Source organism: Psychrobacter raelei, assembly GCF_022631235.3.
GTDB lineage: Bacteria > Pseudomonadota > Gammaproteobacteria > Pseudomonadales > Moraxellaceae > Psychrobacter > Psychrobacter raelei.
Window position 1 is genome coordinate 2,699,493 of sequence record NZ_CP093310.2, and the last position, 24,301, is coordinate 2,723,793.

At 44.7% G+C, this 24,301-nt stretch carries 17 protein-coding genes; 6 read left to right on the forward strand and 11 right to left on the reverse strand.

What is annotated here, in order from left to right; all coding sequences use genetic code 11:
• Positions 1–143 precede the first annotated feature (143 nt).
• The 7 genes from MN210_RS11325 to MN210_RS11355 form a co-directional block, all read right to left on the reverse strand.
• Complete coding sequence (locus MN210_RS11325) at positions 144–2,087, reverse strand: PhoX family protein (RefSeq protein ID WP_241879748.1); 1,944 nt, start codon at positions 2,085–2,087, stop codon at positions 144–146.
• A gap of 318 nt (positions 2,088–2,405) precedes the next feature.
• Entirely contained in the window at positions 2,406–3,131 is a 726-nt protein-coding gene (locus MN210_RS11330; RefSeq protein ID WP_011961285.1) for an ABC transporter permease subunit, read from the reverse strand.
• Positions 3,132–3,140: 9 nt separating this feature from the next.
• Positions 3,141–3,881, reverse strand: coding sequence for an ABC transporter permease (locus MN210_RS11335; RefSeq protein WP_011961286.1), 741 nt, complete (start codon positions 3,879–3,881; stop codon positions 3,141–3,143).
• A gap of 354 nt (positions 3,882–4,235) precedes the next feature.
• Positions 4,236–5,000: an ABC transporter substrate-binding protein gene (locus MN210_RS11340; RefSeq protein WP_425605655.1), complete on the reverse strand. Its 765-nt coding sequence runs from the start codon at positions 4,998–5,000 to the stop codon at positions 4,236–4,238.
• 260 nt (positions 5,001–5,260) lie between these two features.
• The gene (locus MN210_RS11345; RefSeq protein WP_011961288.1) at positions 5,261–6,103 is read right to left on the reverse strand and encodes an ABC transporter substrate-binding protein; all 843 of its coding nucleotides are present in this window, start codon (positions 6,101–6,103) and stop codon (positions 5,261–5,263) included.
• Positions 6,104–6,212: 109 nt separating this feature from the next.
• The gene (locus MN210_RS11350; protein ID WP_110817041.1) at positions 6,213–7,007 is read right to left on the reverse strand and encodes a transporter substrate-binding domain-containing protein; all 795 of its coding nucleotides are present in this window, start codon (positions 7,005–7,007) and stop codon (positions 6,213–6,215) included.
• A gap of 469 nt (positions 7,008–7,476) precedes the next feature.
• The gene (locus MN210_RS11355; RefSeq protein ID WP_041773361.1) at positions 7,477–8,289 is read right to left on the reverse strand and encodes an ABC transporter ATP-binding protein; all 813 of its coding nucleotides are present in this window, start codon (positions 8,287–8,289) and stop codon (positions 7,477–7,479) included.
• Between the two features lie 363 nt (positions 8,290–8,652).
• On the opposite strand from MN210_RS11355, the gene MN210_RS11360 reads away from it, so the two are divergent.
• Entirely contained in the window at positions 8,653–9,951 is a 1,299-nt protein-coding gene (locus MN210_RS11360; RefSeq protein WP_241878612.1) for a glutamate-5-semialdehyde dehydrogenase, read from the forward strand.
• A gap of 753 nt (positions 9,952–10,704) precedes the next feature.
• The gene (gene gltS, locus MN210_RS11365; RefSeq protein WP_011961293.1) at positions 10,705–11,979 is read left to right on the forward strand and encodes a sodium/glutamate symporter; all 1,275 of its coding nucleotides are present in this window, start codon (positions 10,705–10,707) and stop codon (positions 11,977–11,979) included.
• A gap of 72 nt (positions 11,980–12,051) precedes the next feature.
• Here gltS and pepF read toward each other — a convergent pair whose 3' ends face one another.
• On the reverse strand, positions 12,052–13,848 hold the full coding sequence (gene pepF / locus MN210_RS11370; protein ID WP_241878613.1) for an oligoendopeptidase F: 1,797 nt from the start codon (positions 13,846–13,848) through the stop codon (positions 12,052–12,054).
• A gap of 187 nt (positions 13,849–14,035) precedes the next feature.
• On the opposite strand from pepF, the gene MN210_RS11375 reads away from it, so the two are divergent.
• Positions 14,036–14,284 carry a DUF2164 family protein gene (locus MN210_RS11375; protein ID WP_241878614.1) on the forward strand — a complete coding sequence of 83 codons (249 nt, stop codon included), beginning with the start codon at positions 14,036–14,038 and terminating at the stop codon, positions 14,282–14,284.
• A 556-nt stretch (positions 14,285–14,840) separates the two neighbouring features.
• Here MN210_RS11375 and glyA read toward each other — a convergent pair.
• The 3 genes from glyA to MN210_RS11390 form a co-directional block, all read right to left on the reverse strand.
• A complete protein-coding gene (glyA, locus tag MN210_RS11380; RefSeq protein ID WP_241878615.1) occupies positions 14,841–16,097 on the reverse strand; it encodes a serine hydroxymethyltransferase in 1,257 nt (418 codons plus the stop codon).
• 254 nt (positions 16,098–16,351) lie between these two features.
• Entirely contained in the window at positions 16,352–16,861 is a 510-nt protein-coding gene (locus MN210_RS11385) for a chorismate--pyruvate lyase family protein (protein ID WP_011961297.1), read from the reverse strand.
• Positions 16,862–16,895: 34 nt separating this feature from the next.
• Positions 16,896–18,248 carry a GNAT family N-acetyltransferase gene (locus tag MN210_RS11390; protein ID WP_338412235.1) on the reverse strand — a complete coding sequence of 451 codons (1,353 nt, stop codon included), beginning with the start codon at positions 18,246–18,248 and terminating at the stop codon, positions 16,896–16,898.
• Between the two features lie 624 nt (positions 18,249–18,872).
• On the opposite strand from MN210_RS11390, the gene MN210_RS11395 reads away from it, so the two are divergent.
• The 3 genes from MN210_RS11395 (at position 18,873) to MN210_RS11405 (ending at position 24,289) form a co-directional block, all read left to right on the forward strand.
• Positions 18,873–21,092, forward strand: coding sequence for an NADP-dependent isocitrate dehydrogenase (locus MN210_RS11395; RefSeq protein WP_110817047.1), 2,220 nt, complete (start codon positions 18,873–18,875; stop codon positions 21,090–21,092).
• A 331-nt stretch (positions 21,093–21,423) separates the two neighbouring features.
• Positions 21,424–23,646 (forward strand): NADP-dependent isocitrate dehydrogenase, encoded by a 2,223-nt coding sequence (locus tag MN210_RS11400; protein ID WP_425605608.1) that lies wholly within the window; start codon positions 21,424–21,426, stop codon positions 23,644–23,646.
• A gap of 115 nt (positions 23,647–23,761) precedes the next feature.
• Positions 23,762–24,289: an ion channel gene (locus MN210_RS11405; protein WP_241878618.1), complete on the forward strand. Its 528-nt coding sequence runs from the start codon at positions 23,762–23,764 to the stop codon at positions 24,287–24,289.
• Positions 24,290–24,301: the final 12 nt, after the last annotated feature.

A 24,301-nucleotide genomic window follows, 5' to 3' on the forward strand; every position in this document is an offset into this window, starting at 1 on the left:
TATAAGTTGGGATGGCTTCATATTATCTGTTAATTTAGATAAAGTAAAAACCCCAAGTGTTAACTTGAGGTTTGTTTTTAGTATAATTATCATAACTTTATTTTCACAATTAAAGATTGGCTTGTCTTTAACGGTTTGCTGCTTTAACGATTGCCACCAAGCTTAAAGCCTAAATAACCCACAGCTGCCCCATAAGTATCTTTATAATTGCGCTTAATGAATGGCATAACTTGAGCGGCCACTTTAGTGTTTTTTTCGATCCCTTCACCTGAGTGCTGAAAATTACTCATAATATACGTATAGCCATTCATTTCATCTACTGCATGAAGGCCGGTTGACTCTGCACCAGCTGGTGTCGATAAAATGCGGACCAATTCATGAGTATCTACATTGTAGGCCCATAAAAAGTTATTAACATGGGTGCCTGAGTCTTCACCGATAAATAGCGTGCGCATTTTTTCGGAGAATTTTAAGTTATCCGGACAAGACACTTTATCCGGATGCGATTGATTGCCCAACGCATCCGCCTCGATATCTTGACCGGCCAAATTCGGTGGTACAGCCATACTGACTGGTACCCAATCTGAGTGGATAGGCTGCTTAGTATTTAGGGTCACTTGGCCACTGCGCAGCTGATGGGCATAGACTGCACCTGACTTATTTTCAGCCACGTGCACATCATAGTCACCATATTTAGTAGGATCGACCATAGATTTTTCAATCCTTGCCATCGCCGAATATACGATTTTATCTTTGACATTCACCGTGGTCCCCTCCATTTTAGTAAAGGCCATAGAAGCACCTTTTAGCGCCGCATAACGATGGGTCTCTAAGAAGGCAGCGGCTTTTTCAGCATGCCTGTTGCTGGTATTTAATTTAATCCAGTTGGGTTTGCCGCCATAATAAATCTTGGTATAGCTGGCATCTTTTGGGTCAGTGTATTTAACACTCATGATATCTTCAGGCTTAAAGCTGTTGGCCATCGCTTCAATTTCGCTGCTGGTGGCATGACCCAAATGAATCCAGCGCGTGGTAAATTCGCCTGTGCCCACACCCTTAGCTGACGTCTGAGTGACTTTTGCGACGTATAAATTACCAGCTGATAAGTCTCTGGGCTTGTCGGCCACAAACATAAACAGACCGCCATTGGTGGCATCATCGCCCATGATAGCAGTACGCTCATCTGGCATCATCTGTATCAATTCATGTGAGATACGTCCCAAGTTATAGTGTTTTTTGACAAAGCCTGTACCGTCTGGATTAACAAACACCTCTGGCATATGACCATAATGATAAGGATTGGCTTTGTTTTGATCCCCATAAAGCGCTTGACTAAAATCCAAAAACTTACCCCCATCTTGCTTTGCTAAATCATGGGCATCCGGCTCATACTCTTCAGAGGATAAATGAGTACCCCAAGGAGACAATGAGGCACCGCAAGTAATCCATAGACCATGTACAGCTGAGGTATCAACATTATGATACTTCACCAAGCTCAGCTCACCAGTATTTGGGTTTTGATCCAAAGTAAGTACTGCAATAGGAGATGGCAGGCGACCCCAGGTGTCCTTACCGGCACGGTTCATGCTGGCATATTCAAATTGCACTACCGCAAATACTGTATTGCCTTTTACGCCCGGTACACGAGCGCCTTTAACAGCAATCAATGAAGAGCCATCTGGGCAATTAGAATAAAAAGGCACCGGCTCGCCTGCTGACGCATCATATAACGGTCGGTTATTGATGTCGTACAACTGGCCAGCACGGGTGAGTCCTCCTAGACCATCGGGCACCATATCACCGGTCACAAAAAACGGCGTGTAAGCCAAATCAAATACTTGAGTGCTGCCATCGGTGAATTCTGCCTGCATTTTTGAATCGACATAGACTGTAGCCATCTGCTCAGGATTGGCGAGCGACGGCGCTTGCATACCCAAAAACCTCACCTGTTTAATCGCCTTAGCTAAAGGCGCAGCGCCGGTTGCAACAGGCACAGCATTGAGGCGAGCTGAGGTATTGCAGCCTGCCAAAGGTAGCATGGGCACACCGGCCAAAAAGGCAATCACACTGCGGCGAGTCGCTGACATATTGGCCAATTTGCTGCCGGATTTTTCAATATTGGCGTGATCAGCGAAGTCTAAGTTTATGTCAGCCGGTGTTTGGCGAATGCTGTCTTGGCTAGAACAAAGGGCAACTGGGCGGCGCATCATAGATTCCTCAAAAAAATGTTCAACGGGGGATAACTCTGGACAAAGAGTACAGTGCCCTAGCCTACTTCGATGAGATGACAGCTTGTTTAAAGATTTATGACACCCAGATGACAAAAAAGCCAGTGCGATTTGGCACTGGCTTTTGACTTAATGTGAGGGTTAGCCGCTTATATGAAGTAACTAGCTTATCAGGGACTAAGGAATGGTGGTGGTCGCCACATCAGGTGGTACATAAGTGTGATGACGATTCATACGCTTCTCTAAGAAGCGGAACGTTAGTAAAATCACCCAAGACAACACTAAATAGATTAAACCTGCAGCAAAATACAGCTCAAAGATGGTATAGGTGCGCGCACTGATGGTCTTAGCAATACCCGTAATGTCCATTAACGCAATGGTCATGGCAAGCGAGCTGCCTTTTAGCATAAAGATAACTTCATTACTGTAGGCAGGTAGCATGATGCCAAAAGCACGCGGCAAGGTAATTCGGGTAAGTTTTTGCCAACGCGACATACCTATGGCGTCAGCTGCCTCCAATTCACCAGGTGGAATAGACTGAATGGCCCCGCGAATAATCTCAGCAGTATAAGCACTGGTATTTAAAGTAAAGGCGATAATTGCACACCAAAAGGGCTGCTTTAACACCGGCTCCCACAGCGCTGAATCTTTGATAAACTCAAACTGTGACAGACCATAATAAATCAAGAAAATCTGTACCAACAGCGGTGTGCCGCGGAAAAAGAATATATACAAAAATGGCAGCACTTGAACCCAGCGACTAGCCGATAAGCGCAATAATGCCAGACCCAGTCCAAAAAACAGGCCAAGCACACCAGAGATAACCACCAACTGCGTGGTCAGCACAACCCCACTTAGTAAATCAGGTAGGTATGTAAAAATTACTTGCCAATTCCAATCCATAATTGCCCCCTACCCTTGTGCTGCATCTAGTGAGTGTGAAACTTGCTGCTTTGCCAATTTTTTTGCATAGCGTTTTGACGGGTTGGCCCGCCACTCAAGCCACATCATAAAGGCGGTCACCACTATGGTTAGACCCAGATAAATAAAAGCGGCCGCCATATAAAAGGTAAAGGCCTGCTGCGTGGCCTGTGCCCCGCGCGCCGCATGGTACATGATGTCCTTTAGACCCACCACAGAAACCAGGGCCGTATCTTTTAACAATACCAAAAACAAGTTTCCCAGACCTGGCAGCGCCAAGCGCCAGACTTGGGGCACTATGATGCGAAAATAAAGCTGCATTGGCTTCATACCTATGGCTTCAGCTGCTTCCCATTGCCCTTTGGGAATCTCTTGGATCGCCATGCGAAACACTTCGGTCGCATACGCCCCAAAGGCAATAGATAGTGCCAACACACCTGCCAAAAACGGACTCACTTCCACATAGTCGTTATAGCCAAATTTTTGTAATATGGCCATAATCAGCATGGAGCCGCCGTAGTATAAAAACAGCACTAATAACAGCTCTGGGATACCACGCATGGTTGCGGTATATACCGTCGCCAACTTGCGTAATATCCAAATTTTTGAGAGCTTCGCAGTAGCGCCCAATAGCCCCAATACCAAACCTATTGCAAGACTTGATAAAGCAAGTTTGATGGTAATCAACGAGCCACTAAGTAAGAGATGTCCAAAACCTTGCAAATCAAACACGTGAGAAGATACCTAAATAATGAGAAGTAGAAGGAAAGAAGCGCTGACAAGAGCCGTTAAACCGAACGCTCATTGACCCGTCTTCAATCTGGCGGCTGTCATTAAGCATGGAGAACACACTGAGACGAGTTTTTCATATAAAAAACATGCAAGCGGCGAATTCTAACATATTCTACTAGGGTTCGTTAAGTATAAGATGCGCTGACGATGGCGCTTATTTGACTGCTTAAGTCAATTTTCGGGCATAAAAAAGCCCCACTGCTTAGTGAGGCTGTCTTTGTTTTATATTAATTGTTCTAAATTAGCCCTAAAGCTTACGCACTTACTTGTCACTTTGGCTATTTATGTCACTGATTATTTGATCGAAAAATGCTTATCTTTAATTTGATCATAAGTGCCATTGGCTTTAATCGCAGCCAACGCTTCATTGAGCTGCTCTTTTAGTGCATCTTGCTTGCGCACCGCAATGGCAAAGTTATCATCAATTTCGATATCCGCCCCTTTAACTTCAAACTGTGAGTTGTTTTTGCTTAACCATTCTATCGCCGGCAGTTTGTCAGAAATCATAGCATCAACACGATTAGACTCTAAGTCCAAAAAGGCATTATTAAGGGTGTCATACAGCTGCATATTGGCCTTGGGATAGGTAGACTCTAACCACTGAGATGAGATGGTTGAGCGCTGAGCGGCAATCTTGCTGCTGGTTATATTATCGCTGTGACTGGGATCAAATGTGCTGTCTTTACTGGCAATAAACACCAAGGCATTGGTAAAATAAGGGTCGGTGAAGTCGACTTGTTGTGAGCGCTCTGGAGTCACTGACATGGCGGCCACAATGGCGTCGTATTTTTTGGCTTTTAAACCTGGAATAATGCCTTCCCAATCTTGAGCCTGAATCTCACAGCTCACCTTCATTTGCTCACATAAGGCGTTGGCAATATCGACATCAAATCCTTGTAAATTACCCTCAGCATCGGTGTAATTAAAGGGTGCATAAGAGCCTTCAGTGGCAATGCGCAGCACTTTTTGTCCTTCCTGTGCGCCCGCAGCTTTATCGTCCGCTTCAGTCTGTTGGTTATTACAACCACTCAAAAGTAGCGACAATGATAGTGTGGCCATGACAGTGGCGGTGCCTTTAAGCAAACGGCTTTTTTTGAATTGAGCCGCGGCAGGTAGTGAGTTAACCATCCTTACGTCCTTATAAAAATCTAAAAAAAGCTGGCCTGAAATCTTATCGCCTTATCTGCCCCATCAAAACCAGATGGCAAATTAAAAACTTACGATTTCAGCCAGCAATACCAGCACCTTGTCATTGCCTTAGGCGCTAACGTGCTTATATTGCTGTCTTACAATAGACAGCAATGAATAGAGATAATGGCCTATTGAGCAGCCGCTTTTTGGGCCGCAGCGGTGTTGCTGGTACCAAAGTAAGGCGCCGAAATCTCATCATATTTACCACTTTCTTTAATCGCGGCTAATGCTTGGTTGAACTTACCGGCCAGCGCATCGCCTTTACGCACAGCGATACCCATCGCATCATCGCTATTGAACTCTTCGCCTTTTTGTTCAAAAGCTTTGCCCTCTTCACTGGTTAACCAATAGGCGGCAGTAACTTTATCTGAGAACAAGGCACGAATACGACCTGAAGTGAGATCTAGATAAGCATTTTCTTGGGTGTCATATAAGCTTACTTTAGCTTCAGGATGCGACGCTTCGATATACTGAGCGGCGATGGTGGCGCGCTGAGCACCGACTGGAATATTACTAAAATCATCTTTTACGCTAACGTTCTCACCTTTTTTGGCCACTAAGATAAGGCCGTTATTTAGGTAAGGGTCAGTAAAATCGACCTTTTCAAGACGCTCAGGGGTAATAGACATACCAGCGATAATGGCATCGAACTTCTTAGCTTGAAGCCCTGGAATTAAGCCATCCCACTCTTGTGAGCTGATATCACACTTGGCTTTCATCTCATCACATAAGGCATGGATTAAGTCGATCTCGAAGCCGATTAACTTACCATCAGCATCGGTATAGCTAAGAGGCTTATAGCTTGATTCGGTAGCGATACGGATAGTCTGACCTGCGCTATCAGCTGCCTCAGCTGCGCCAGTTTCGGCATCAGCAGGCGCTTGGCTGTTGTTACAAGCGGCCAGCATCAGACCAGATAAGGCCATAGATAATACAGCCCATTTACTTTTTGCTTTTGGGAAAGTTGTCATGATAAGTCCTAACTTTAGATAAAATTTGATAACCGTTTAATGGCTATTTAACAAGTGTCTCATAGCCATTGAATAATCTTTAATGCTCTGCGATAACTAAGTGGCTTAATTATTTGCCAAAATTAGCCGCTTCAATCTCAGCCAATTTGCCATTGCTACGGATGGCTTCAATGGCTTTGTCAAACTCAGCTTTTAGAGGGTCGTTTTTGCGCAGTGCAATCCCTAAGTGATCGTCGTTATCAATCTCTTCACCAATGACGGCGTAGTCAGGATTCTCAGGTAACCAGTCAGCTGCAGATACTTTTTCTGCCAATACGGCATCTACGCGCCCTGATTTTAGGTCAAGGTAGGCATTTTCATAGGTATCATATAAGTTAACCTTGTTGCCATCTTTGCCATCGAAGTTATCTAGCAAATACTCGCCTAAAGTGGTTGAGCGCTGGCTGCCTAAGTCTTTATTGGTCACATCATCAGGGCTAAAGCTCCCGTCTTTTTTGGCCAACCAAACCATGGTATTTGAGAAATAAGGGGCACTAAAATCAACCGTTGCCGCGCGCTCTGGTGTGATGGACATACCGGCGATAATGGCATCGTACTTATTGGCCAATAGACCAGGGATAATACCGTCCCAGTCTTGAGCAACGATTTCGCATTTGGCTTTCATCTGTTCACACACAGCATTGGCCACATCAACATCGAAGCCGCCTAAGCTGCCATCATTATTGGTGTAGTTGAACGGAGGGTAGGCCCCTTCTGTCGCAATGCGAATGGTTTTACCTTCTGCTGAAGTGGCTTCACCCGCTTTGGTATCTTCAGACTTTGAACAGCCCGTTAGCCCCACTACGGCGGCTAAGGCTAAAACAGACAAGCTCGTTCGTGATAACTTTTTTTCAAATAACTTCATGGGTTGTTTCTCCGAAGCCAACATTGGCTTATTGCTTATTTAATTGGCTTAACGTGATTAATTTGGATTAATTAAGCGCTCATCAAGCACGAATTAAGGGGTATCGATTATTAGATATGGATTTAGCCGAACTTATACCACTTGAGCCGTATAAAAAAAATAACTCACGACAAAGCGTATTACCTAGGCCAGATTACTAGATTTTCGTGGTACGACTGTGGTGAGACTGGCTATATAATGAAAAATAGTTGTGTAAAACTTTATAAACAAAAATAATACATGAGCAATGGGCTAAAAACAAATCATTTCGATGCTTTACTTCACTCATTCCAACCCCAGTTATGCCCGCAAAAAAAGCGGATGCGGCGCTCAAGCCTTGTATAAGCCAAAAAAAAGAATGCGCACTTTAAGAAGCACACACTCTTTTTTATTCATCTATCTAAAAAGCTAGGTTTACAGTCTGGGCCAACTAATTTAAAGGCAGCTTATTGGCATCAGCGCGATGTGAGGCCATAAACTCACGAACCCGAGCAGACTTTGGATTATCAAATACCTGCTCTGGTGTACCCGCCTCTTCTATACGGCCTTGATGCAAAAACACCACTTGTGAGGACACGTCACGGGCAAAGCGCATTTCATGGGTCACAATCAGCATGGTGCGCCCTTCTGCTGCTAAATCACGCATCACTGCTAGCACCTCATTGACCAGCTCAGGATCCAGAGCAGATGTCGGCTCATCGAATAACAAGACTTGCGGGTTCATCGCCAGCGCACGGGCAATGGCCACACGCTGACGCTGACCACCTGATAAGTTGTCAGGGTAGGCATCTTTTTTATCCAGTAACCCAACTTTTTTTAACAGCTGCTCAGCCTCACTAATGGCCTGATCTTTGCTGATTTTTAGCACCTGTGTTGGGCCTTCGATGATGTTTTGAATGATGGTTTTGTGCGGCCATAAGTTGAAGTTTTGGAAAACAAAACCGACGCGCGCACGGAAGCTCTCAAGCTGGGCTCTGTTGGCTGCTTGTAGTTCGCCTGACTTACCCGGTACCAAATTAAGCGACTCACCCCCTAAGGTAATTGTGCCTTGGTTGGGCTTTTCGAGCAGGTTAATACAGCGCAGTAACGTAGACTTGCCTGAGCCTGATGAGCCCAAAATTGAGATGACATCGCCATCATAAGCGGTGAGGGAGACCCCTTTTAATACCTCAAGCGAGCCGTAGCTTTTATGAATATTTTGCAAATCAAGGGCAATGGGTCGATCTGAAGTAGTGTGTGGCATAACAGTGGCACGCATCCAAAATAAGTTTGAGAAGAGATTATAACACTGCAAGGCTTTTGAATAAGCAGATTAATAGACAATCGCCTCAAAAAATACGATGTATTAAAGCCTATAGCAGCTGTGATGATAAAAATGCTCAATTATGGGCGATCAAAATAGCCCAATAAAACTGCATATTGTCGCTTATTAGCCACACATAGGCAAATGTTGTGATGCCTTTATGCGGTGGATTATGCCCAAAAATCACTGTCAAGTTTTGTGTGGTCACTTTACTATTAGGGACATCTGCTTTATGTTAAACCTCATCTTATTTTTATAAAAAACAACCCCAATCAATAAGCAAAAAAGCATCAGGAGACAACAATGACACAAGCCATCAGTGATATAAAAGCCTATATGCAGCAAGTTGGTAAACAGGCAAGAAATGCCTCAAGAAAGTTAGCCGCCGCCAATACCGGTGACAAAAATGCCGCTTTGTTAATTATTTATGAGCAATTAAAACAGGCCAAAGACGAAATATTAGCCGCCAATAAAATCGATATGGACAATGGCCGAAGCAACAACTTAGATGCCGCCCTACTTGACCGCTTGGCACTTAATGAATCTCGCTTTGAGGCGATGCTACAAGGCCTAAAAGATGTGGCCGCTTTGCCTGACCCTATTGGTGAAGTCACTGACATGACTTACCGTCCTTCTGGTATTCAGCTGGGTAAAATGCGGGTACCTTTGGGCGTGGTGGGCATGATTTATGAGTCTCGTCCCAATGTGACGTTAGAGGCCGCTTCTTTGGCACTAAAATCTGGCAATGCCATTATTTTACGCGGCGGCTCAGAAGCCTATGAGTCAAACCAAGCGATTGCCAAATATATCTTATCTGGTCTAAAACAGGCCGGTCTGCCTGAGCACGGTGTTCAGGTGTTACAGACCACAGACCGCGCCGCAGTGGGAGAGCTGATTACCTTAACAGAATATGTTGATGTGATTGTGCCACGTGGCGGCAAGGGCCTTATTGCCCGTATTAGCCAAGATGCGCGCGTGCCGGTTATTAAGCATTTAGATGGCAACTGCCACACCTTTATTGACAGTGACGCCGACCCTGAGATTGCTATTAAGGTCAGTGTTAATGCCAAGACGCATCGCTACGGCACCTGTAATACCATGGAAACCTTGTTGGTAGATCAAGCGATTGCTAATGAGTTGTTACCTCAGATAGCCGAGGCCATTGTCGCAGCCGATGACGCCATGCAGCTTCGCTTAGATGCCGCCTCAAAAGCCATTTTACAAGACAATGCTAAGCTTGCCGGCCACTTAAGTGATGCCACAGATAGCGACTGGGATACCGAATACTTAGCACCCATCTTAGCGGTCAAAATTATAGACGGCTTAGATGCCGCCATTGACCACATCAATACCCATGGCAGCCATCACACTGATGTGATTATCACTAATAACTATAGTAAGTCGCAGCGCTTCATTCGCGAAGTGGACTCAGCCAGTGTGATGATTAACGCCTCAAGCCGCTTTGCAGATGGCTTTGAATATGGCTTGGGTGCTGAAATTGGCATCTCAACTGACAAAATCCATGCCCGTGGCCCCGTCGGACTCAATGGCCTTACCTCTCAAAAATGGGTTGTCTATGGTCATGGCGAGGTGCGTAGCTAGGCTAGGATTGCCTAGCCCATTGGCTCAAGGTGGCCATTTTTGGGAGTAATTTGGTTGATAAAAGTGATTATGTTAATCAAACTCCATCAGACCCTTTATCAAAAACGTCAGCGAAATGCTGGCGTTTTTTTATGGCGCAGTTAGGTTAACTGGCTGCGAAATAATCTTATCAAATTCAGCCATTTAAGATCATTTATGACCTAGCTTGGCACTGAGTCTTGTGCGTTAAAATCATCACAAAACCCGCGTAGCTATTTTTTTAAAAGATAATTATGAGATAAAATGCGCCCTCTAAATAACGATCTAAATAAGTTTTAGAGTGATTTACAGCCGCATCTTTAGTAATATAGGCCTATCCTCTACAACCGGCAACGCTGATTGTGTGTAAAAGTGGGTCACGTGATCTGCTTAAGACAGATATTTGGCTTGTCGAACATATAGCTGCAACTCTCCTCAGGGATACCTAAAGTTTGTGGTTATCTTTTGTGGTTATCTACGGTTTACCGCTTCGGTAACATCTATTAGTTAGTGATTTTCTAATCTTTAACCATATACCTAAAGTCTTAATAGTTAGCCAAAAGATGTGGCCCAGTAGCGCTTATCATAAGCCAATAAAGCCCGTGCTCTGGCTAAATTAATGATTATTTTTTAACTACTATTTAAAGTCTAATGCACAAAGCAAACCTTATTTTGGAGCAGCTCATGCTGGAAGTCCAATGAGGGTAACTTTATTTTTATAAAAAGGAGCAACGAATGGAAGTTACTTTAAATGGCTACTATACGCTGATATTAGCCACACTCGTCCTACTCTTGGGACGGTTTTTGGTAAAAAGGGTGAAGTTTTTAGAAGACTTTAACATCCCTGAGCCTGTGGCAGGTGGCTTAGTTGCAGCCGCCATTGTTTATGCACTTAATATCATATGGGGGTATAGTTTTAACTTCCAGCAGGAGCTTCAAACCGCTTGTATGCTGATGTTCTTCGCCTCAATCGGTCTAAGCGCTGACTTTAGCCGCCTAAAAGCCGGTGGTTCCCCTCTATTAATCTTCACCATTGTGGTCTCAGTATTTATCATTTTGCAAGACGTGGTGGGTGTGACCATGGCCAGTGTATTGGGGCTTGATCCTCTGCTAGGTCTGGTGACAGGCTCTATTGCGCTGACCGGTGGTCATGGTACTGCAGGCGCTTGGGGTATCACGCTTGAAGAGCAATACGGCGTGGTCGGTGCAACGACCTTGGGTATCGCTGCGGCCACTTACGGTCTTGTTGCCGGTGGTGTGATTGGTGGCCCAGTAGCTCGCCGTTTAATCAACAGATTGGGTGTAAAACCAGGCGAGGTTAACCCCAACCCTACCCCGACTGAAAAGCTGGCCGGTGAGCAATCTTTATATAGCACCAAGCACAATGAAGAAGAAGCTTATCGCAATAAAGAGATCTTTGAGAAACCAGACAACATTCGTCTGATTACTGCCTCCTCGACCATTGAGTCTTTGGCATTATTTGCAGCGTCATTAGCCTTTGCAGATATCATGACTAATTTGGGTCAAGGCACTTGGTTTGAGCTTCCCACCTTCGTTTGGGCATTGGCTGGCGGTGTTATCTTGCGTAACGTATTGACCATGGTGTTTGACTTCCATATGTTTGACCGCGCCATTGACGTGATTGGCAACGCTTCATTAAGCCTATTTTTGGCAATGGCATTGTTGTCACTAAAACTTTGGCAGCTGACCGACCTTGCCGGTCCTGTATTGATTATCTTAGTCGTACAGACCTTAGTTATGATCGGTTATGCCTACTTGGTGACCTTTAGAATTATGGGTAAAGACTATGATTCTGCCGTTTTAGCAGCAGGTCACTGCGGCTTTGGTATGGGTGCGACCCCGACTGCCATTGCCAACATGCAAGCGGTCACCGATCGTTATCAGCCTTCGCACAAAGCTTTCTTAATTGTGCCTATGGTAGGTGCTTTCTTTGTGGATATCGTCAACGCTACCGTATTACAGATTTTCACTAAATTACCGTTTATGTAAGAAAGTTTAGTACACGCTTAAATAACCTAAAAAAGGGAGAGATTTGCTTTAATCTCTCCCTTTTTTTATCTATTACGTTAAATCTATAGCCTGATCGATTAACGTTTCAATAAAGCCAATACTATCAACTAACGTCGCTTTGTCAGTGATATCTACCCCTATCATTTGTGCCAACTCAGCCGGAGTTTTGGTGCCACCTGCACGCAGTACAGCCAGCCAATCATCAATCACATCCTCACCTTGACGCAGCTTTTTAAACAGCTGAGTGGCAATACTAAGACCAGCACTATAGGTGTAAGAATACAGACCTAAATAATAATGCGGCTGACGCATCCAAGTCAGCGCCGCATCCTCATCAATCTCTACCGCATCACCCCAGAACTGCTGCAATGTGGACTGCATCAACTGATGTAAATCCTCAGTACTCAAGTTCTTGCCAGCATCTACCGCACGGTATACCTCACGCTGGAAGTGTGCTTCTAGGTAATGGGTCACAAAGTTATGATAATAAGTATTTGATAACAGTGATGACACCACATAACGCTGAAACGCTTTGTCATCGGTATTTTGCTGTAATAAATGATGGCCAAGTAGCAGCTCATTACAGGTTGAAGGCGCTTCAATAAAGTACAAAGATGGCTCATAGCTTAAGTAGTTCTGAGTCTGGCCCGCATTATAAAAATGCCCAGCATGTCCAATCTCATGAATTAAGGTAAACACATCGCCTAAGTTATGCGTCCAAGACATCAAGACATACGAGTGCTCACCATAAGGAGAGGCACAAAATCCGCCCGTGCTCTTACCTTGGTTTTGGGCAAAGTCATACCAACGCTCCTCAAACGAGCGCTTTACCATATCAGTATAATCGGTGCCCAGTAACGATAAAGCATCCACGCAATACTGCTTAGCCTCTTCAATACTCACCTGCGTCACAAAGTTGGCATCCAGTGGCACTTTTAAATCAGCAAAGGTCATTTTGTCGATACCATTAGCCGTTTGCAGCAATTTGGCATAGCGGCGCATTGGCGGTGCAAGATGCTGCATAATGGTATCGATGTGCTCGTCATACATGGCGCGCGATACTTTTTGATCGTGCAGTAGATAGTCAAATACTGAGTCATAGCCGCGCATATCGGCCATGATTTTCTCTTTTTTGACTTGGGTTAAATAGTTGCTAGCAATGGTGTGCTGAGACTCACGTAATCGCTTTGAAAACGCCTTAAAAGCATTACGGCGAAACTCGGTGTCGACTGCGGTTTCGTATTCGTTTTCAAACGCTGAAAAGCTTAACGGATAGCTCTGACCATTGGCCTCAAAGTCTGGGAAGCTCATATCAGCCAATTTGCACTGCTCGTAGTTTTGATACGGCAAGTCGAGTACTGGCGATAACGACATCAGCGCCGTTTCTAACTCCAAGCTTAGGGTGTACGGCTTTTGCGCCAATAAGTCTGCTAAAAAAGCACGATATTTGTCATTGTCGGCCATCGCTTGTTTAATCACAGCCTCGTCAGCTTGCTTTAGGGTTTGCGCCACTATTGCAGTCTGGCTGTTTAATTTAGCCGTTTCTGAGTCAAAATCTCTGGCTCTGATTTGCAGCTCACGATCGCCCATATCTACCGCACTTTGGGCGCCGGCATAGGTGCCTGCTTTGGACAAAATGGTCAAATAAGCTTCATAAGTCTGTAGTAGATGTACGATACTGGCCGCATCGGTGAGATTCAGCATCGACTCTGAGGTCAGCTCATTGGCAAGCTTGCCCGCTTTATCTAGGTCTGCATAGAAATCTTCTGGCGTGGCATATAGTGCGGTCATATCCCAGGTTAGATGGTTGGGTACATCGCTACGCTTGGGTAACGCTTGAGTCGTCATATAACTCCTTTAATTTTTTGTCTGTAGTAAGATGGCATAACCATTATGTGGTAGTGGTCGGTCTAAATAGCTTTTATCTATGGGCTTTTAGTAGACTGGTTTTAATCAGCATCAATAGTACCACACCCTGCCTGCGCCTTGAGCTATCTTCAAGTGTTCTACTTTATAGATACTGACTGAGTTAATTATGAAGCACAAAAAACTGCTGCAACTAGATAAAGAGGACGAAGAGCTTCTGCTCGATGAGCTGCGAGATTATATGAGTGATGAGCTTGATATAGATATAGGTAACCTGCCAACTAAGTTATTACTAGATTATATGGTGAATTTAATTGGTCCCAAGATTTATGATCAAGCCATCGAGGATTCTGAGCCTTGGCTATATGATAGATTTACCAGCATATTAGAAGACTTGTCTGTTTTAAAAAAAGACTAACCGTTTTTATCCGCATAAAAAAGCCGCCTAGCTATAAGCTAAGCGGCTTTTTTATTTGCAACGCTGGGTTTTATTTCCTAGTTACAGATGGTATTAGAGTAAATAGTAGTACAAGTCGTGCCATCTGAATGAAGCGTACTATTGCCTATACGCGTCGATGATGTGCCATTGGAGTTTATTGTATTGTTGCCAATACGTGTCGACGAGCTTCCATTTGAATGAATAGAATGGTTTCCAATGTGCGTTGATGAGCTACCATTCGAATACAGCGTCTGATTACCGATATCTGTTGATGACATACCATTTGAATAAATACTGGTATTACCTATTCTTGTAGATGATATGCTGCCTGCATAAACACTGGTTGAAATAACAGCAAGAGCCATTGGTATTACTAATGTCTTAAACATTTAAACCTCCTTAATTATTTTTACTATCGCTTAGTAACACCTTCTTCATTGAGAGCACTTAACGGTAGTCTATATTTGCTATCCATGTATAAAATAAGGGGGCTAAGACTTAGCCCCCTTATCTATCTTTATATTACTACAATAGCTTACTGGTTACGCTCATATACTGGCAACTCTGCACAGATTTTCTCAACTTTAGCACGAGTATCTGCCAATACTTTTTCATCACCACGGCTGTCTAACACATCACAAATCCAGCCCGCTAGATCAGCAGCTTGTGCTTCATTGAAGCCGCGAGTGGTGATGGCTGGTGTACCAATACGGATACCAGAGGTCACAAATGGTGATTTAGGATCATTTGGTACAGCGTTTTTGTTGACGGTAATGCCGGCGTCGCCCAACCATTTGTCCGCTTCTTTACCGGTCATTTCTTGCTTAACTAGGCTGATTAGCATTAGGTGGTTTTCGGTACCGCCAGAGATGATTTCATAGCCACGCTCTTGGATAACTTTTGCCATTGCTTGAGCGTTTTTAACCACTTGCTGCTGGTAGGTTTTGAAGTCGTCCTGAAGCGCTTCTTTAAAGCACACCGCTTTAGCAGCGATAGCGTGCATTAATGGGCCGCCTTGGTTGCCTGGGAATACCGCTGAGTTTAGCTTCTTAGCTAACTTGTCATCACGAGATAGGATGAGACCTGAACGTGGACCACGTAGAGTTTTGTGCGTGGTGGTGGTGACCACATCAGCAAAAGGCACTGGGCTTGGGTATACGCCAGCGGCTACAAGGCCTGCAACGTGTGCCATATCAACAAATAAATAGGCGCCAACGCTGTCTGCGATGTCACGGAAACGCTGCCAATCGACCACTTGTGAGTACGCTGAGAAACCAGCAATGATCATTTTTGGCTTATGCTCTTTCGCTAAGCGTTCAACTTCGTCATAGTCAATAAGGCCCGTCTCTTCTACTAGACCGTACTGAACGGCATTGTAGTTGATGCCTGAGAAGTTCACGTGTGCGCCGTGAGTCAAGTGACCACCAGCGTCTAAGCTCATGCCCAGTACCGTATCACCCGCTTCTAATAGAGCTAAGAAAACAGCAGAGTTGGCTTGGCTACCTGCATGGGGCTGTACGTTGGCGTACTCAGCACCGAACAATTCTTTAGCACGGTCAATGGCCAATTGCTCAACGATATCCACATACTCACAGCCGCCATAGTAACGTTTGCCAGGATAACCTTCGGCATATTTGTTAGTTAAATCAGAACCTTGCGCCTCCATTACTGCTTGTGAGCAGTAGTTTTCTGATGCAATAAGCTCGATGTGGCTTTCTTGACGCTTGGTTTCTGACACCATGGCTTGATACAAGTCAGGGTCATAATCTTTAATGCTAATATCTTTAAACATAGTTTTATCCTATTAATCAGTCACATACAACATATAAAAAATACAAGCGCTAAACCAGCCCACCCCTAGGTCTTGTGAAATTTGAAACGACAAACATCAGGCAATGCCATAAAGACATTGTAAGAGGCAGCAACTTCGCACATTAAGCAATAAGTGTAACATGAAATGTCATTGACTATAGCGAAAAAACACCCCAAAAAGCGGATGTTTTTTCAGCTATTTTTGACGCCAATTATAGGATGGATACTTTGCCCTTATTTGACCAAAAAAAGCTCAGGTAAAAAGGTTTCGCTAATAATAAGTGAGCGACCATGCCAGTCATAAACGGTACTGCGCCGCCAGCCCGCTTTAGTGGGCTCAATAAGGCGCCGATTGGGTAAGGTTTTTTGGCGCTTAAATAGCACATACCCGATGGGCGTACCCTGCAAATGCTGTAAGCGCTTGGCCTCTCCCTTTAGACTTGGTAGCGGAAAAATGCTTTGCGCAGCGACCCATGGCTGCAAGCTATTGCCAAAAAGCAACACCTCACGTACCCACGCCAACATCGGACGATTTAATTTTATACCTTTATAACCCAGCTGTTTTTTTTGCGCCATGCTCAGCAATCTATAGCCCTCAAAAGTACGTTTGACCTGCAGCGGTTGACCAGATTTGGCCTCCAATAGTGCAGTCAACGAACCATCAGAGGTTATCCAAGCTTTTTGGCTTTCGTCAAGAGTTTTAAAGGCGGTAAACGGGATACAATCTTTGGAAAATGCACGCATAAAAAGACAGCTTATAGAAGGTTTGTGCCGGTATTTAGCCTTTAAACGCCGGCATATTATCAATATTAAAAGGCAGGGCTTCATGAGCCTGTTGCCGATACTGCTGCATATAATGACGGTCTTCGGCACAGAAATTGGCTATGGCCGGCTCAAAACGCGGATCATAAATGCGGTGTAATGAGTGAGTCTTGGTTGGCACAAAGCCGCGAATCAATTTGTGCTCGCCTTGGGTACCCGGATCAAAGTACGCCAAACCTTTATCAATAGCAAATTCAATGCCCAGATAATAACACAGCTCAAAGTGTAGGCTATCATACTCCTCTAAGCACCCCCAATAACGGCCGTATAAAGTGGCATTTTTTTGTTTTGGATCATCATAAAAGAACAAACTACTGGCAATAATATCACCGCCCTCATCTAGAGCCTGCGCCAGCATCAGATGCTCCGGCATACTTTGTGCTATTTGCTCAAAAAACTCTGCGGACAAATAAGGATGGCGACCACGTACTGCGTAAGTCATCGCATAGCATTGGTAAAATATATCCCAGTCATCTGAGCCAATATCATGCCCAGTTTTGATACGGCATGTTAGCTTTTGCTTGGCAATTTTTTTACGCTCAGCTCGAATATTTTTACGCTTTTTGGCGGTAAGCGTCGTCAAAAAATCGTCAAAATCTAAAAATGAGTTGATACCCTGCACCGCCGAGGTGTCCTCTGTGTTGTTATCTGTATGATTATCTGTATGGTTATCCGCGGCGGCAGTCAGCTTTTGATTGTGCCACAAAAACTGACAGCCTTGACGCTCAAGTAGCTGCGGGCTCATTGAAGATAAGGGTTTGGCTGCGGTTATTTGCTGGTGCTGCATAAATAGGCCATGCCAACTTGACGCACCCGTCTGCTTGGCTACCTCATCAATGGCCGCAATCGCTGCTTGCCAAATCTCAGTCGTTAAAGCAGCGCCTTTTGCTAACCAAAACCGCTGGCCGCTTACGGGCGTATAAGGCACAGCGGTGACCAATCTGGGGTAATAGTCTGCCCCATAACGGGCATAAGCCTCGGCCCATGCATGATCAAACACATACTCACCTTGATGATGCCCCTTTATAAATAAAGGTATCGCAGCAACTAAGTTCTCAAAAGTATCCGTTTTAGGCAGGTTTTGTGGCAGGTTGTCTTGATAATTATTGGACGCATCCCCATTGTCGTTGTGCCGCGGATTTTTGTAAATCAGCACATACAGCGGCACCCACCCCGACTGTTGCCCAATAGCACCAGTGTCTGTCAGTGCTTGCCAATAGGCATAGGACATAAAAGGGGTATCGGGCTGTTGCCAGTTAATAGCAGACTGCCAAGTTAAGTCTTGAGTTAGGGCATATGAATAGGTCATAAGGTCTATTTATGGTTTTAATGGCTTATTAGATTAGCAAATACAGAGCTTTTTTGCGGTCACAATTTGCAACCCGTTAAATGCGCCGTTTTTTTTCACTACTTAGGTAGGCATTAGTACTTAGGTAGGCATTAATAAGTTATGTAGGCGTTAATAAGCGCTCAAGCAGGCTGCTTTAGGCATAAAAAAAGCCATCTACACGCCCATAGATGACTTATTTTGCTATTTTGTTTTTCAAAAAACAACAATTGTACGTAAGGGATGATATCCACGCCAATCACTGGTAAAATATACCCTAAATAGCTTAATATAATTTGTATACAGAGCATATTGGTAAAAATAGTATACTTAGTTCATCCTATACAATTGACATCATATCGAATTTATAGTTGATCGACTATAATACCTCTGTGAGTCATTAGTTGAAACTGGCTTAAATCAAAGAAAGGTTGAGACCCCTCGTTCAGATTACGCTGTTATGGGTGATAACTGATCGAAAATATCTTGAAAAACTGCCCCATGGGGACTTCCCCCTTTCATAGCTCATTGTTGCCCATCACAATTGAGCTATTTGACAATTTAAGCTTTCTTATTCACTACAGCCTAAAGGAACCTATTACTATAATGTCAAAAATTATTTATACCAAAACCGATGAAGCGCCAGCGCTTGCCACGTTATCACTGCTACCTATTGTTGAAGCCTTTACGAAGACAGCAGGTATTTCTGTTGAAACCAGCGATATTTCAGTTGCTGCGCGTATCCTAGCTGAATTCCCAGACTATCTAACCGAAGAGCAACGTGTTCCAGACAATCTAGCTGAGCTAGGTCGCCTGACCCAAGACCCTAATACCAACATCATCAAACTGCCAAACATCAGTGCCTCAGTACAACAGCTTAAAGCAGCCATTAAAGAGCTTCAAGACAAAGGCTATGCGATTCCTGATTTTCCAGAAGACCCAAAAACTGAAGAAGAAGAAACGCTGCGCAAACGCTATGGTAAAGCTCTTGGTAGTGCCGTAAACCCAGTACTTCGCGAAGGTAACTCAGATCGCCGTGCACCAAAAGCGGTGAAAAACTACGCGCGCAAACATCCGCATTCAATGGGTGAATGGAAGCAGTGGTCAAGTACGCACGTCTCACACATGCACAGTGGTGACTTCTACCACGGTGAGCAGTCTATGACGCTAGACAAGGCGCGTAACGTACGTATGGAGCTACAACTTGACGATGGCTCAACCAAAGTACTTAAGCCTGAGATTGCGTTAAAAGACAAAGAAATTATCGACTTAATGTTCATGAGCAAAAAAGCTTTGCTTGAGTTCTATGAGCGTGAAATGGAAGACTGCCGCGACGCAGGTATCTTGTTCTCTTTACACGTAAAAGCGACCATGATGAAGGTATCTCACCCCATCGTATTTGGTCATGCAGTACGTATTTATTATAAAGAAGCCTTCGAAAAACATGGCGAGCTGTTCGAAGAGCTTGGTATTAACGTAAACAACGGTATGGCCGATCTTTACGAGAAGATCAAAACATTGCCTGCCTCTAAGCGCGAAGAGATCGAACAAGACTTGCATGCCTGCCAAGAACATCGCCCCCGTCTGGCCATGGTAGACTCTTCAAAAGGCATCACCAACTTCCATTCTCCAAGTGACGTTATCGTAGATGCTTCAATGCCTGCTATGATTCGTAACGGCGGTAAAATGTGGGGTGCTGATGGCAAGATGTATGACTGTAAAGCGGTCATGCCTGAGTCAACTTTTGCGCGTATCTATCAAGAGATGATCAACTTCTGTAAATGGCATGGTAACTTTGACCCAACCACTATGGGTACGGTACCAAACGTGGGTCTAATGGCTCAAAAAGCAGAAGAATACGGCTCACATGACAAAACCTTTGAATCAAGTGATGCAGGCATGGCTCGTATTGTCGATAATGAGACAGGTGAAGTACTGCTTGAGCAGCATGTTGAAAAAGGCGATATCTGGCGTATGTGTCAGGTGAAAGATGAGCCTATCCAAGACTGGGTAAAACTTGCCGTTCGCCGCGCTCGTGAGTCAGATACCCCTGTGGTATTCTGGTTAGACCCTTACCGTCCTCATGAAAATGAGCTGATTAAAAAAGTAAAAACTTACTTAAATGATCATGACACGGAAGGTCTACGCATCGAAATCATGTCACAAGTACGTGCAATGCGTTATACGCTAGAGCGTGTGGCCCGTGGTCTAGACACTATTTCAGCCACAGGTAACATCCTACGCGACTACCTGACTGATCTATTCCCGATTTTAGAGCTGGGCACCAGTGCGAAAATGTTATCCGTGGTACCATTAATGAAGGGCGGCGGTCTATTTGAAACCGGTGCTGGTGGTTCTGCGCCTAAGCACGTTCAGCAATTGCTAGAAGAAAACCACTTACGTTGGGACTCTTTGGGTGAATTCTTAGCGTTAACTGTGTCATTAGAGCACTTGGCCAACAACGATGACAATGCCAAAGCTAAGCTATTGGCAGAGACGCTAGACCGAGCCATTGAGACGCTGTTAATTAACAACAAGTCACCTTCTCGCTCAACGGGTGAGATTGATAACCGTGGCAGTCACTTCTATCTGGCCATGTACTGGGCTCAAGAGCTTGCCGCTCAGGACAAAGATGCTGAGTTAAAAGCTCAATTTACGCCTGTAGCTGAGCAGCTTACCAATAATGAAGCAACCATCATTAAAGAGCTTAATGAAGTACAAGGTAAGCCTGTAGACATTCATGGCTACTATTTTGCTGATGAAGATTTGGCTCAAAAAGTTATGCGCCCAAGCAAAACTTTTAATGAAGCTATCGCTTCTATCTAAGTTTAGGTACTTATTTAAGTATTTTTCACAGCTTAAAGCTAAGCCCATTTAGTTAAAGCGATTCCGCTTTATCTAAAAAAATACCCTAAGAGCAGTCTCTTGGGGTATTTTTTTTGGTTAGAAATTAAAATCACAACCGCTCATAAGTGATGACAGATACGATTTGTAAACTGACTATTAAGTCCGCCTTTTAGTATGATTAAACTTAAGCAGATTAAAACCTTTTGCTCACAACCCCAAAAACAAAACTTTTTTTGAGCCGTCAGAATATCTTTCGCCATAACAAAACACGGCCTCAGTCATAAAACAATAAAAAGGAATGAATACCATCATGTCAAAAATTATATATACCAAAACCGACGAAGCCCCAGCGCTGGCCACGCAGTCATTTTTACCCATTGTACAAGCATTTACGCATAGTGCCGACATTGAAGTTGAAGTCAGTGATATCTCATTAGCCGCCCGTATTTTGGCACTTTTTCCAGAGTATCTAAGCCCCGAGCAGCAAGTGCCTGATGCACTTACCGAGCTTGGCCAATTAGTGCTAAAGCCTGACGCCAATATCATCAAATTACCCAATATCAGCGCCTCTATTCCTCAGCTAAAAGCAGCCATTAAAGAGCTACAAGACAAAGGCTTTGGGGTGCCTGACTTCCCAGATACCCCCAGCACCGATAAAGAAAAAGAAGTGCGGGCCCGTTTTGATAAAATCAAAGGCAGTGCGGTAAATCCAGTACTACGTGAAGGTAACTCCGATCGCCGCGCCCCAAAAGCGGTTAAGGCCTATGCCCGAGCCAATCCACATGCCATGAAGCCTTGGCGCCGTGACTCAAAAACCCATGTATCTACCATGGCACATTGTGACTTCGTTGATGACGAAAAGTCAGTGACCATCGATAAAGAAACCAAGTACCGTGTGGTCTATACCGATGAAACCGGTACAGCTACCGAGCTTAAATCGCCTGCTCCGCTATTAAAGGGGGAGCTGATGGACACCTCTATCTTATGTTTTGATGTGCTAAGCAATTTCTTACAAGAACAAGTGCAAGATGCCAAGGCACAGGGCCTGTTATTCTCTATTCATCTAAAAGCGACTATGATGAAAGTGTCTGACCCAATCATCTTTGGTGAGGCGGTGCGAGTTTATTTTAAAGACTTGTTTGCCAAACACGGTGAGACTTTTGACAAGCTCGGTGTCAACGTCAACAATGGCTTTGCCCAGTTGCTGACTAAGATTCAAGAGCTGCCAGATGATCAGCGTCAACAGATAGAGGCGGATATTCAACAGGTATATGACACCAATCCGCCACTGGCCATGGTCGATTCAGACAAAGGCATTACCAACTTGCATGTGCCAAGTGATGTCATTGTCGATGCCTCTATGCCAGCGATGATCCGTAACGGTGGTCAAATGTGGGGCCCTGATGGCAAGCTACATGATGTGAATGCAGTAATCCCCGACAGCAGTTATGCCGCCCTTTATGATGAGACCATCCGCTTTTGTAAAGAGCATGGTGCCTTTGACCCCACCACCATGGGCACTGTACCCAATATTGGCCTTATGGCTCAAAAAGCTGAAGAGTATGGCTCGCATGACACCACTTTTCAGATGCCAGGCAAAGGAAAAATCCAAGTCATCGATGCCGATGGCAACGTGCTGACTGAGCATGCGGTCAAAAAAGATGACATCTGGCGCATGAACCGTGTCAAAGATGCCCCTATCCAAGACTGGGTAAAACTTGCAGTGACCCGTGCCCGAGCCAGCGGCATGCCGGCCGTTTTCTGGCTGGATAAAAACCGAGCTCACCACGCCGCCTTAATCGAAAAAGTCGAGTTGTACCTAAAAGACCATGACACCGAAGGCTTAGAAATTCATATCATGCCCATTCGTGAAGCAACCCGATTTACGCTTGAGCGTCTGATCGCTGGCAAGGATACGCTGTCAGTCACCGGCAACGTATTGCGTGATTATCTGACCGATTTATTTCCCATCCTTGAGCTGGGTACCAGTGCTAAGATGCTATCTATCGTGCCGCTTATGAACGGTGGCGGCCTGTTTGAAACCGGTGCCGGTGGTTCAGCGCCCAAACATGTGCAGCAGCTGCTGGAGGAAAATCATCTACGCTGGGATTCACTGGGAGAGTTTTTGGCATTGACTGTGTCACTTGAGCACGAAGCTGAGCATGGCACCGCACAAAACCCAAAAGCGCAAATCCTAGCCGATACTTTAAGCGATGCCACCGAGAAGCTCCTGCTAAACAACAAGTCACCCTCACGTAAAGTGGGTGAGCTGGACAACCGCGGCAGCCATTTTTACTTGGCCATGTACTGGGCTCAAGCATTGGCTAAGCAAGACCAAGATGCCAGCCTAAAACAAAGATTTGCACCACTGGCTAAAGCACTTGCCGATAATGAGGATACTATCGTCAAAGAGCTTAATGAGGTGCAAGGTCATCAAGTCGACATTGAGGGTTACTATCTGCCCAATGATGAGGTTGTGAAGCAGGTGATGCGCCCAAGCCAAACCTTCAATAAGATTTTAGCTGCGCTATAAGCACAAGCCATGAAGCCTCATCTGGCTGACATGGTTCGCTACATCGCCCGTTTGATTTTATGTTAATACCTCAGTAGTTTAAACTACTGAGGTATTTTATATTAGGCGCTTTATCATGCTAAAACTAAACACAGCTAGACGCACGCTTATTCTTTTTATTATTGTGGCCACTGTTTGGTATACTTTGACCCGTTTTTTAGCCGATAGCGCTTGGCGCGATAGCGTTATTATTGGCTTTAGCTTCTTATTTTGCGGCGTATTTTTGTGGTCTGTATTTAGCACGTTACAACGCATTTATGGCGACAGTGGCAATCTCTACAAAGAGCTTATACTCTTTAGCTTTAATGTCTTTTTGTTCTTGTTGGTTTTTTCGGCCATGTATTCTCAGATTGGTATTGTGGACACGACCCGTGACGGTAGTCCCCTCACCCATGATTTTTGGCTGAGCTGCTATTATTCTATTATTACTTTTACCTCCACAGGCTATGGTGACTTTCGGCCACAAGGTGTTGGCCGCGTCTTATCAAGTATGCATGCTTTGGTGGGGTATTTGGTGCTTGGCCTTATGGCCTCAACTAGCTTATCGGTTGTTCAGTGGACGGCCAAAGGCAGTGGCGTAAACCGCGGTACTGATCCTGATTAGGCACCAAAATCG